9 protein-coding genes are annotated in these 12,535 nt (G+C 60.4%); all 9 read left to right on the top strand.

The annotated features are described in order from the left end of the window. The first annotated feature begins 29 nt into the window (after positions 1-29). Positions 30-1,514, top strand: coding sequence for a C69 family dipeptidase (locus tag C7J97_RS09280; RefSeq protein ID WP_113992853.1), 1,485 nt, complete (start codon positions 30-32; stop codon positions 1,512-1,514). 283 nt (positions 1,515-1,797) lie between these two features. Further along, positions 1,798-2,553: a DeoR/GlpR family DNA-binding transcription regulator gene (locus C7J97_RS09285; protein ID WP_015536840.1), complete on the top strand. Its 756-nt coding sequence runs from the start codon at positions 1,798-1,800 to the stop codon at positions 2,551-2,553. Further along, on the top strand, positions 2,550-3,455 hold the full coding sequence (gene pfkB, locus C7J97_RS09290) for a 1-phosphofructokinase (protein ID WP_097782447.1): 906 nt from the start codon (positions 2,550-2,552) through the stop codon (positions 3,453-3,455). The genes C7J97_RS09285 and pfkB overlap by 4 nt, the downstream gene beginning before the upstream one ends. A gap of 30 nt (positions 3,456-3,485) precedes the next feature. Continuing rightward, positions 3,486-5,414, top strand: coding sequence for a PTS fructose transporter subunit IIABC (locus C7J97_RS09295; protein ID WP_113992854.1), 1,929 nt, complete (start codon positions 3,486-3,488; stop codon positions 5,412-5,414). A 262-nt stretch (positions 5,415-5,676) separates the two neighbouring features. Continuing rightward, positions 5,677-7,170 (top strand): DUF1846 domain-containing protein, encoded by a 1,494-nt coding sequence (locus C7J97_RS09300; protein WP_015536838.1) that lies wholly within the window; start codon positions 5,677-5,679, stop codon positions 7,168-7,170. A gap of 139 nt (positions 7,171-7,309) precedes the next feature. Further along, positions 7,310-8,680, top strand: coding sequence for a sodium-dependent transporter (locus tag C7J97_RS09305; protein WP_113992855.1), 1,371 nt, complete (start codon positions 7,310-7,312; stop codon positions 8,678-8,680). A 64-nt stretch (positions 8,681-8,744) separates the two neighbouring features. After that, positions 8,745-10,484: an adenine deaminase gene (ade, locus tag C7J97_RS09310; protein ID WP_113992856.1), complete on the top strand. Its 1,740-nt coding sequence runs from the start codon at positions 8,745-8,747 to the stop codon at positions 10,482-10,484. Between the two features lie 181 nt (positions 10,485-10,665). After that, positions 10,666-11,436, top strand: a complete 771-nt coding sequence (locus C7J97_RS09315) for a formate dehydrogenase accessory sulfurtransferase FdhD (RefSeq protein ID WP_097782443.1) — start codon at positions 10,666-10,668, stop codon at positions 11,434-11,436. Positions 11,437-11,614: 178 nt separating this feature from the next. Then, positions 11,615-12,532 carry an FMN-binding protein gene (locus tag C7J97_RS09320; RefSeq protein ID WP_097782442.1) on the top strand — a complete coding sequence of 306 codons (918 nt, stop codon included), beginning with the start codon at positions 11,615-11,617 and terminating at the stop codon, positions 12,530-12,532. Positions 12,533-12,535 lie beyond the last annotated feature (3 nt).

Genomic DNA, 12,535 nt, shown 5'->3' on the forward strand with positions numbered 1-12,535 from the left:
TCACATTATAGAATATGGAGGGAAAACCTATGGCTTGCACTACCATTCTGGTCGGCAAGGCAGCATCGTACGATGGCTCTACCATGATCGCCCGCAACGATGACTCCGGCTCCGGCCATTTCACCGCTAAAAAATTTACCGTGATCCACCCGGAGGATCTGCCCAAGACCTACCGCAGCGTCCTCTCCCATGTGGAGATCCCCCTGCCGGAAGGCGCTCTACGGTTTACCGCTATGCCCAACGCCGTGGAGGGCAAGGGCATCTGGGCGGCTTCCGGTGTCAACGCCGCCAATGTGGGCATGACCGCCACCGAGACCATCACCTCCAACCCCCGCGTGCTGGGCGCAGACCCGCTGGTGGAGTATCAGCCCGCCAAGGGTGAAAAGCCCGAGGTGCCCGGCGGCATTGGCGAGGAGGATATCGTCTATCTGGTGCTGCCCTATATCCACTCTGCCCGTGAGGGCGTGCTGCGTCTGGGCAGCTTGCTGGAACAGTACGGTACTTACGAGATGAACGGCATCGCTTTTCAGGACGTAAACGAGATCTGGTGGCTGGAGACCATCGGCGGTCACCACTGGATCGCCCGCCGCGTGCCGGACGATGTGTATGTGGTCATGCCCAACCAGCTGGGCATCGACACCTTTGATCTGGAAGATGCCTTCGGTGCACAGGAAAACTACCTCTGCTCTGCCGACCTGCGGGAGTTCATTGCCAAGAATCACCTCGACCTTTCTTTGGACGGCGCGCTGAACCCCCGGGACGCCTTTGGTAGCCACGATGACGCCGACCACGTTTACAACACCCCCCGTGCATGGTATATGCTGCGCTACCTCAACCCCCGCACATGGGTGTGGGAGGGTGCCGACGCCGACTACACCCCCATGTCTGACGACCTGCCGTGGTGCATGGTGCCGGAGCGCAAGGTGACCCCGGAGGACATCAAGTATATGCTGTCCAGCCACTATCAGGGCACCCCCTATGATCCCTACCTGAGCTACGGCGACAAGTCCGCAAAGGGTGCGTACCGTTCCATCGGCATCAACCGCAACGACTTTATGGCGCTGTTGCAGATGCGTCCCGACCAGCCGGAGGAATCCCGCGCTGTGGAGTGGGTGGCCTATGCCTCCAACGCCTTCAACACCATGGTGCCCTTCTACGCCAACGTGGAGCGTACCCCGGAGTATCTGGCCAACACCACCGGCACCGTGTCCACCGATAACTTCTACTGGACCAGCCGTCTGATTGCCGCCATGGCAGACGCCTCCTATAATAAATCCCTCTTCCACCTCGAGCGCTATGAGGAGGCCGTGCTCTCCGAAGCCCGTGCACTGGTGAACGGGTACGATGCAAAGCTTGCCGCCGAGCCGGACGCTGCCCGCCGCGCTGCCCTGCGGGAGGAAGCCAACACCGCCATCGCCGCCATGCTGCAGGAGAAGGCCGCCGACACACTGGACAAAGTCCTGTTTGAGCTGAGCAGCCAGATGAAGAACGCCTACTCCCGCTCGGATGCCTGAGGTAAACCAGCCGGAGCACAAAAACCGGTCGCGACCGGTCACATAAACGCAGAAAAGACCACCGCATACACAAGTGCGGTGGTCTTTTTGCGTGCAAAAAGCTCTTGTATCCAAGGCGTTGGAAATTCTGCACAAAAATGATGAAAATTCTTTGTGATCGAAAATGACCGAAGCTGATTGATTTTGACAAGATTTTTGCTATAATAAAGATGCAAACAACCAAAACACGCCAAGACCGTGCGGAAACGGTCAGGCGTGGGAAGGAAAGAAGGAAAAAGACACCATGCTGGCGGAGGAACGTTTTGCGCTGATCCTAGAGCAGCTGAACGAGCAGCGCACCGTGACGGTGCAGCAGCTGTGTGAGGCGCTGCACACCAGCGAATCCACGATCCGGCGTGACCTGACCGAGTTGGACCGGCAGGGCAGGCTGACCAAGGTACACGGAGGGGCCACCCTGCCGGACAGCCGCTTTCTGGCAGACGAGCCTACCATGGAGGCTAAGGAGACGCTGGCGGTAGCCGAAAAGCGCAGCATTGCCGCAGCCGCCGCAGCGCTCATTGCTGCCGAGGATTTTGTATTCATTGATGCAGGCACCACCACGCTGGAGCTGGTGCGGGCGTTGACGGGTGTGGCGCTCAAAGCCACCTATGTGACCAATGGCGTGGCGCACGCCCGGCTGCTGGCGCAGAAGGGTTGTCGGGTGTATCTTCCCGGCGGGCTGCTGCGCCCCCAGACCGAAGCCATCGTGGGCGCTCCGGCGGTCAGCAGCATCCAGCAGTATAACTTCACCAAAGCGTTCATGGGTGCCAACGGCGTGGCGCTGGAGGCGGGCTTTACCACCCCGGACCCCGAGGAAGCAGCGGTAAAGGCCGCTGCCGTCCGCCGCGCCCGGGAAAGCTGGTTCCTTGTGGATGACGCCAAATTTGCTAAAATTTACCCGGCGGTCATCACGGACCTGCACGGCGGTGCCATCCTGACCAACCGCTGCCCGAACCCGAAATATAAGCAGTATACGTTCGTAAAGGAGGCAGAAGCATGATCTACACCGTTACTTTTAACCCGGCTATTGATTACGTTGTGCGTCTGGACGCACCGCTGGAGGTGGGTGAAGTGAACCGCGCCCAAGGCGAGGATTGCGTGCTGGGCGGCAAGGGCATCAACGTGTCCGGCGTGCTGGCGCAGCTGGGCTGCGAGAGCGTGGCACTGGGCTTTGTGGCCGGGGAGACCGGCGCATGGCTGGAGCGCGGTCTGGCGGCACAGGGGCTCAAGACCGACTTTGTGCATCTGGAAAACGGCATGACCCGCATCAACGTCAAGATCAAGGCCGGGCAGGAGACTGAGCTGAACGGCGCAGGCCCTGCCATCCCGGAAAGCGCTTTGCAGCAGCTGGAAGCCCAGCTGGACAAGCTGGCCGAGGGCGATATCCTTATTCTGGCAGGCAGCATCCCGGCAAGCCTGCCGCAAAGCGTCTACGAGCGGCTGCTGGCGCGGCTGCAGGGCAGGGGCGTGCGCGCGGTGGTGGACGCCACTCGCGACCTGCTGGTAAACGTGCTGCCCTACCACCCCTTCCTCATCAAGCCCAACAACCATGAGCTGGGCGAGATCGTAGGCAAGGTACTGACCACTGACGCAGAGATCGTGGCAGCTGCCCGCACTTTGCAGGAAAAGGGCGCGCGCAACGTGCTGGTAAGCATGGCCGGGGACGGTGCGCTGCTGCTGGACGAACAGGGACAGGTGCACCGCATCGGCTGCCCCAAGGGCAAGGTGGTCAACAGCGTGGGCGCAGGCGACAGCATGGTGGCCGGTTTTGTGGCCGGGTATCTGCAAAGCCGCAGCTACGCGCAGGCACTGCGTCTGGGCACGGCCTGCGGCAGCGCAACGGCTTTCAGCCTTGGGCTTGCCACAAAGGAAAAGATCGACGAGCTGCTGGCGCAGCTTTGATAGGATAAAAGGAACAAAGGAGGAACGTTTATGCGCATTACCGAGTTATTTACCGCACAGTCCATTGCGCTGGACGAGGCGCTGCAGACGCAGGAGGAGATATTGAGCCGTCTGGTGGAACTGCAGGCCACCCACGGCAACATCACCGACAAGGAGGCTTACAAAAAGGCGCTCTACGCCCGCGAGGCCGAGGGCTCTACCTATGTGGATAACGGCATCACCGTGCCCCACGCCAAGACCAATGTGGTTACCCGCCCCAGTCTGGCCGCCCTGCGGCTGAGCACCCCGGTGCAGTACAACGCCGAAGATGACGGCACCACCGACCTGCTGTTTGCCATTGCCGCACCGGAAAACGGCAGCCTGCATGTGGATATGCTGGCCCGCATGATGCAGATGCTGATGAACGAGGACTTTGTGGAAAAGCTTAAAGCCGCCAAGACCCCCAAGGAGTTCTTGGAGTGTATCGACGCGCAGGAAGAAGCACAGTTTGGTGCAGAGAGCTTTACCCAGCAGGCTATCCCGCAGGACGGCTACCGCATTCTGGCTGTGACCGCCTGCGTCAACGGTATTGCCCACACCTACATGGCCGCCGAGGCACTGACCAAGGCCGGTGACAAGCTGGGTCTGCCCACCAAGGTGGAGACCAACGGCTCGGACGGCGCAAAGAACATCCTGACCCGCGCCGAGATCGCCGCCTGCGATGGCATCATCGTAGCAGCGGAGAAAAAGGTGGAAACCGCCCGTTTCGACGGCAAACCGGTGCTGTTCACCCGCGTGGACGACGGCATCCATAAGCCGGAGGAGCTCATCAAGAAGATTGCCCACGGCGAGGTGCCTGTGTTCCACGCCGAGGGCGGCGCAGCAGCCGAGGACGACACCGCCGGTAAGGACAGCTTTGGCCGCAGCCTGTACAAGAACCTGATGAACGGCGTTTCCCATATGCTGCCCTTCGTGGTAGGCGGCGGCATCATGATCGCGCTGGCCTTCCTGCTGGATGATTACAGCATCAACCCCGCAAACTTCGGCATGAACACCCCCGTTGCCGCCTTCTTCAAGACGGTGGGCAACGCAGCCTTCGGCTATATGCTGCCCATTCTGGCAGGCTTCATTGCCATGTCCATCGCCGACCGTCCGGGCCTTGCCGTAGGCTTTGCAGGCGGCGTGCTGGCTATGAACGGCACCAACTTCACCGACCTTGCCGCAGGCAGCACCACCGGCATCTCCGGCGGCTTCCTTGCAGCGCTGCTGGCCGGTTTTGCAGCGGGCTACATCGTGCAGTTCCTCAAAAAGATCACCGAAAAGCTGCCCGCCAGCCTGAACGGTATCCGGCCCATGCTCATCTACCCGCTGGGCGGCATTCTTATCGTAGGTGCGATGATGTGCGCCGTGAACCCGGTCATGGGCATGATCAATACCGCCATGACCGACTGGCTGAACGCACTGGGCGGCAGCTCCAAGGTGCTGCTGGGCGCTATCGTGGCCGGTATGATGAGCGTGGATATGGGCGGCCCGGTCAACAAGGCAGCCTACGTCTTTGGCACCGCAGCCCTTGCCTCCGGCAACTACGAGGTGATGGCCGCCGTCATGGTGGGCGGCATGGTGCCTCCCATCGCCATTGCTCTGTCCACCACCTTCTGCCCCCGCAAGTGGACGTTGGACGAACGCCGCAACGGCATTGTGAACTACGTCATGGGCCTGTGCTTCGTGTCTGAGGGCGCTATCCCCTATGCAGCAGCCGACCCGCTGCGCGTCCTGCCCAGCTGCGTTGTCGGTTCTGCGGTCGCCGGTGCGCTGTCCATGACCTTCGGCTGCGCACTGCGCGCACCCCACGGCGGCATCTTCGTGTTCCCGGTGGTGGATCACGCCGTGCTGTACTGTGTGGCGCTGGCTGTGGGCAGTGTGCTGGGCGCAGTGATCCTGAGCCTTGTCAAAAAGACCCAGCCCGCCGAGGCAAAATAACAAGCCATTCTCTTCTCCATACGGATAGTTCTTCATAAGAGCAAAGGGGACTGCCGCACACTGCGGCGGTCCCTTTTGCGTTTTGCGCAGGCACCATTTCCACAAAAAACAGGACAATATACCGCCCAAAACGGCCTATCCTGCCGGAATTGCGTTCAGCGCTTTGTTTTGCATTGCACCCCACCCCGGGCTGTGGTATACTTATATTCGTGATTTTAAAGCCCGGGTATGGTGTGCCGGGCCACCAGAGAGGAAACGAACGATGAAAATAGGATTTGACAACGACAAATATCTTGCGATGCAGTCCGAGCATATCCGCGAGCGCATCAAGAAGTTTGACAATAAGCTGTATCTGGAATTCGGCGGCAAGCTGTTCGACGATTACCACGCCTCCCGCGTGCTGCCCGGCTTTCAGCCGGACTCCAAGCTGCAAATGCTTTTGCAGCTCAAGGAGCAGGCCGAGATCGTCATCGTCATCAGCGCCGAGGACATCATCAGCAGCAAGGTGCGCGGCGACTACGGCATCACCTACGATCTGGACGTGCTGCGTCTCATCGACGCTTTTCAGGAGATGGGGCTGTATGTGGGCAGTGTGTGCGTGACCAAGTACACCGCCGCCGCCGAGGTGGAAGCCTTTGAAAAGCGGCTGAGCAGTCTGGGCATCCGCACCTTCCGCCACTACAAGATTCCCGGCTACCCCAACGATGTGGCCCGCATTGTCAGCGACGAGGGCTACGGCCGCAACGAGTACATTGAGACCGAGCGCCCGCTGGTGGTCATCACTGCGCCCGGCCCCGGCAGCGGAAAAATGGCCGTCTGCCTGTCCCAGCTGTATCATGAATATAAGCGGGGCGTCAAGGCTGGTTACGCCAAGTTCGAGACCTTCCCCATCTGGAACATTCCCCTGAAGCATCCGGTCAATTTGGCCTACGAGGCTGCTACCGCCGACCTGAACGATGTGAACATGATCGACCCCTTCCATCTGGAAGCCTACGGCGTGACCACCGTGAACTACAACCGCGACATCGAGATCTTCCCGGTGGTGAACGCGATGTTCGAGTTGATCGCAGGCCAGAGCCCCTATAAGTCTCCCACGGACATGGGTGTGAACATGGCCGGCAACTGCATCGTGGACGACGCAGTCTGCTGCGAGGCCTCCCGCAAGGAGATCGTGCGCCGGTACTACAAGTGCCTGTGCGAGCAGAAGATCACCGGCACTGCCAAGGAGAGTGAGCGCTACAAGCTGGAGCTGCTGATGAATCAGGCCGGGCTGACCATGGGTGCACGTGAGGTGGAAAAGCAGGCACACGCCCGCAGCGAGGCCACCGGCGGCGCACCGGCTGCTGCCATTGAGCTGAGCGACGGCACTGTGATCACTGGCAAGACCGGCCCGCTGCTGGGCGCTACCGCAAGCGCCCTGATCAATGCGCTCAAGTATCTGGCGGGCATCCCGCAGGAGACGGATCTGGTCAGCGCCGCTGCCATCGAGCCTATCCAGACCCTCAAGACCAACTATCTGGGTGGCAAGAACCCCCGTCTGCATACCGACGAGATCCTGATCGCCCTGTCCAGCTCTGCTGCTTCCAGCGAGCTTGCCGCAGCAGCCATGCACCAGCTGCCCAACCTCAAGGGCTGTGATGTACACTCCACCGTGCTGCTTTCCAGCGTGGACAGCAGCACCCTGAACCGTCTGGGCATGTACCTGACCTGTGACCCCGTCTACGAGGAAGAGGATCGCAAGTATCATAAGCTGTAAAAATAAAAAGAAACTGGTAAACACCCCGGTCAGCGCCGTCAGGCGCTGACCGGGGTGTTATTGCTTGCCAGTTGTACGCAGTTGTGGTACACTTGTTCTGCTTAATTTTTATAGCAGATAGGAAAAGAGGAACAACAACATGGAACAACAACACAAGCGCAGCGCATTCTCCGGTAAGATCGGGTTCGTGCTGTCAGCCGCAGGCGCTTCGGTGGGGCTGGGCAACATCTGGCGCTTCCCGTATCTGGCAGCCAAATACGGCGGCGGCATTTTTCTGCTGGTATACATTCTGCTGGCAGTCACCTTTGGCTATACCATGATCGTGGCCGAGACCGCGCTGGGCCGTATGACCCACAAAAGCCCGGTCAGCGCCTACGCCCACTTTGGCAAGGGGAAAGGCATCCGCTTCGGCGGCTGGATCAACGCCATCATCCCCATTTTGATCGTGCCGTATTATTCGGTCATCGGCGGCTGGGTCATCCACTATCTGGCCGAGTATCTGTGCGGCCGCGGCAGTAATCTGGCAGCAGACGGCTACTTCTCCGGCTTTATCACCAACGGCTTGCAGGCAGAACTAGCCTTTTTGCTGTTCAGCCTGTTCACGCTGGGCATTATCTTTGCCGGTGTGCGCAACGGCGTAGAGCGCGTCTCCAAGGTGATGATGCCGGTGCTGGTGGTGCTGTCGCTGGTCATTGCGGGCTACTCTGTCACCCGTCCCGGTGCACTGGCGGGTGTGAAGTATTTTCTGGTGCCCAACCCCAAAAACTTCTCTTGGATGACCGTGGTCACCGCCATGGGGCAGATGTTCTATTCTCTGTCCATTGCCATGGGCATTCTGGTCACCTTCGGCTCCTATATGAAGAAGGACGTCTCTATCGAGGAGTCCACCGAGAACGTGGAGGTGTTTGATACCGCCATTGCCATCATGGCGGGTCTGATGATCATCCCGGCGGTGTTCGCCTTCTCCGGCGGCGACCCGGACACCCTGCAGGCCGGTCCTGCGCTGATGTTCATCACCATCCCCAAGGTGTTTGCCAGCATGGGTCTGGGCACCGCTGTGGGTGTGCTGTTCTTTGTGCTGGTGCTGTTTGCAGCCATTACCAGCTCCATCGCCCTGACCGAGAGCGCTGTCTCCACCTTTGAGGACGAGCTGGGCTGGGACCGCACCCGCTCCACTGTGCTCATCGGCGCCATCATGGTGGCACTGGGCAGCCTGTCGGCACTGGGCTACGGCCCGCTGGCCGGGGTGACGGTGTTCGGGATGCAGTTTTTGGACTTCTTCGACTTTTTGACCAACTCGGTCATGATGCCCATTGCAGCCATTGCCACCTGCCTGCTGGTGTCCCGCGTCATCGGCGTGGAGCAGATCGCGCAGGAGGTGGAGCAGGACGGTCAGCGCTTCCGCCGCAAGCCTGTGTTCAATTTTATGATCCGCTGGCTGTGCCCCATTTTTGCAGCCATTATTCTGGCAAGTTCGGTGGCAAACGCCTTTGGCTGGATCGCCATGTAAAGTAAAGAAAACAGTTCTTTCAAGCAGCAGAACGCAGGCTTTTTAACAGGATAAGGGGGTTCTTATGAAAATGGAAACCTTGAAGCAGCAGATCCTGACAGCAAAGGGTGACGTGCGGGCAGAGCTTGTGCTGAAAAACGCCCGGGTCATCAACGTGTTCACAAACGAGATCGAGCAGGCCGATGTAGCCATCCGTCAGGGGGTCATCCTTGGCGTGGGACACTATGCCGGCGAGACTGAGCTGGACTTGCAGGGCAGGTATGTCTGCCCGGGGCTTGTGGATGGGCACATCCACATTGAAAGCTCCATGCTCTGCGGCCCGGCCTTTGAACAGGCAGTGCTGCCCCACGGCACCACGGCGGTGGTCACCGACCCGCACGAGATCTCCAATGTAGCCGGTACGGCGGGGCTGGACTTTATGCTGGAGACCACAAAAGATCTGGCGCTTTCGGTCTACTTTATGCTGCCCTCCTGCGTGCCTGCCACCGGGCTGGACGAGTCCGGCGCGGTGCTGGAAGCGGAGCAGCTGCGCCCCTACTATCAGCAGCCCCGGGTACTGGGACTGGCTGAGCTGATGAACTCCTACGGCACAGTGCGCGCGGACGAAAAGATCCTGCAGAAGATATGCGACTGCACCGCTGCGGGTAAACGCATCGACGGGCACGCCCCCTTCCTCAGCGGGGAGGAACTGAACGCTTATATCGCCGCCGGGGTGCAGTCCGACCATGAGTGCTCGGACATCCATGAAGCCATGGAAAAGCTGCGGCGCGGACAATACATCATGGTGCGGGAGGGTACCGCAGCCCAGAACATGGACAGCCTGCTGCCTCTGTTCCGGGAGCCCTATTGCAGCCGCTGTATGCTGGTGACCGATGACAAGCATCCCGGAGACCTGTTGCAGGGCGGGCACATCGACTATATCATCCGCAAAGCCATTGCTGCCGGGGTAGACCCGGTGGTGGCGGTGCGGATGGGCACCCTTGTCCCGTGCCAGTACTTCGGTCTTGCGCACAGCGGCGCGGTAGCCCCGGGCTATACCGCCGATTTGATCGTGCTGTCGGATCTGGAAAAGTTCACGGTGGAGCAGGTGTACAAAAAGGGCAAACTGGTGGCGCAGCAGGGCAGAATGCTGCACCCCGCCGCCCTTACTGTGGACAAGGCACGCTTTGCGAGGGTGTTCGATTCCTTCAACATGGATGAGATCACCCCGGAGCAATTGCAGCTGAAGCAGACCGGCACCCGGCAGCGCGTGATCTGCCTGACCCCGCACGCCCTGCTGACCACGGAAAAAATCGTTCCGTTCTGCCAGCATCCGGGCACAGCGCCCGGCGTGGATGTGGCGCAGAAAATCGTCAAACTGGCGGTGTTCGAGCGGCATCACCGCTCCGGCCATGTGGGCTTGGGCTTTTTGGGTAACTACGGCCTGCAATGCGGCGCGGTGGCTTCCAGCATCGCCCACGACTCCCACAACCTCATCGTGGCGGGCACCAACGATGCCGACATGGTGCTGGCGGGCAACACGGTGCGCAAAAATAAGGGCGGCCTTGCCTTTGCACTGAACGGACAGGTGGTAGGGGAGCTGCCGCTGCCGGTGGCAGGGCTTATGAGCACCGAGAGCGCCGAATCCGTGGAGGAAAAGCTGCAGGCGCTCAAGGCGGCACTGAAAGCCCACGGCATCTCGGAGGACATCGACGCTTTTATGACCCTTGCTTTTGTAAGCCTGCCGGTCATCCCGAAGCTGCGGCTGAACACCTACGGCATCGTGGATGTGGATGCCCAGCGGATCGTCCCGGCCGTGTTCTGAGAGCGATGCCTGAGAGGGCAAACTGTAAATCTGACGTTTTGATCGCAATGCCGGACAGTCTGCGGGCTGTCCGGCGTTGTGTTTTTACGGCAAGATAGCTCTTGACTTTTTGACACAGAACCGGTATGTTGATACTGTCCGTCTGACACACAGCATTGCATTTATAATATAAGGAAACTTTATGGAAAAACGCAGTACACCCTCTTTGCAGATCACCGACCGCTTTGGCGCGCAGACGGCCTTTGCCAGCCTGCGCCTGCCGGACGGCACCGAAGCCACCATACCGGCAGAGCACGCCGCCGCCATTTATGTCAACGAGCAGCCCGCCTTCCGGGTGGTATGCACCCCGGCGCTGCTGCCGCAGCTGGCCTTGGGGCGGCTGCTCACCGAAGGATGGATCGCGTCTGCGGACGAGGTGGAGCAGATCGCCGTCTGTGCCGAGGGCGCAAAGGTGCAGGTATATCTGCGCCACCCGCTGCCTACCCGCCGCGCCGCCGCGCAGGAGGTGGCCAGCTGCTGCACCGATAATATCGCGCTGGGCAGCCCGGTGGAACTGCAGCCCCTGCGCCCTGTGCCGGGGCTGGCCTTGCAGTCGGAATGGGTGGAGCGCCTGACCGCCGCCATGCACGCCGGGCTGCCGCTGTACCGCGCCACCCGGGCGGTGCACAGCTGCTTTGTGCTGCACAAAGGGGAAATTGTTTTTGCCTGTGAGGATCTGGGGCGGCACAACGCGCTGGATAAGGCGGTGGGCTGCGCGGTGCTGGCAGGGCTTCCGCTGGCAGAATGCGTGCTGTACACCAGCGGCCGAGTGCCGCTGGATATGGTGCGCAAGGCCATCCGCGCCGGGGTGCCGGTGCTGGTAAGCAAAAGCATGCCCACCGTGCAATCCGCAGAACTTGCTGCGGAATACGGCCTGCAGCTGGTGTGCGGACGCAAATTCCCTAAAGTTTAAGCAAATATTACAAAAACAATAGTTACAAAACGGAAAAGCCTGTCTGTTTCTGTTGACATACTCCGCGCACGCATGTTAATATATTATCGAAGAGACCGCTCCGCTGTTGCAGCAGCCAGAGCGGCCTCAATTGCTGTCCGGGGTTACCCGGCAAAATAAAAAACAGGCAGGTGATAACATGAAGCAGGCAACCAACCCGTTTGCGCCCGTACCGCTGTGGCGTAAGCGGCTGCCGGGCTATGCAGCCATGGGCGTTGCGACCATCGCCTTGGCGGTCGGTCTGACCACCTTGCAAAGCGCACGCACCACGGTTGCCGGTACCCTGCTGCCGGTGTCGGAGGCGGATGCAGCCGCCTACGGCATCAGCGCAGTGTACCAGCTCGACGATGGCAGCTACCGCGTGGAGGGCTCTCAGAAGGGCTTCCAGAGCGATGTGCAGGCTGCCGTGACCATTGACGCCGAGGGCAATGTTTCCGCAGTGGAGATTCTCTCTCAGGACGAAACGGAAAGCCTTGGCGGCCAGTGCGTCAATCCGGAGTTCACGTCCCAGTATCAGGGCGCAGCTCCCTTCACGCTGGCGGGCAAAAGCTACACCGTAACGGACCCCGTTACCGGTGCCGCCTATGCCGCTGCCGGTGCAGCGGAGGAGCAGCCCGCTGCTGCCGGGGATTTTGACCCCGCACAGTGGCGCACCTTCGATACCTCTCCCGAGGCCGAGGCTACCCGCAAGATGTATGCTGCGGGGCTTACCTTCTCGGCGTTGAAGGGCGAGGCACTGGGCGATGAGCTGGCTCCGCCGCTGGATTCCAGCGCAGAGGCCGTGGCACGGCGCAAGCTGTACGCAGCCATGCTCAGCAAGAGCGCACTGGACGGCGAGCCGATGGCGATCCCCTTTGCGGATCTCTCGGCAGAGGAGCAGTCCAAGGCGCGTCTGGAGCAGGCCAGCCTGACCACCACCGGCAATGCGTCCGGTGCCGTCAGCGCAGACCTGACCGAGGTGGACGCCCTTTCCGGCGCGACCATCACCTCTTCGGCTGTGACGACCATCGTCAACAACTCGTATTTCTATGTGACCGGGGTACTCTGCGCAGAGTGACCT

The sequence above is a fragment of the Faecalibacterium prausnitzii genome, from assembly GCF_003324185.1.
Taxonomy (GTDB): domain Bacteria; phylum Bacillota; class Clostridia; order Oscillospirales; family Ruminococcaceae; genus Faecalibacterium; species Faecalibacterium prausnitzii.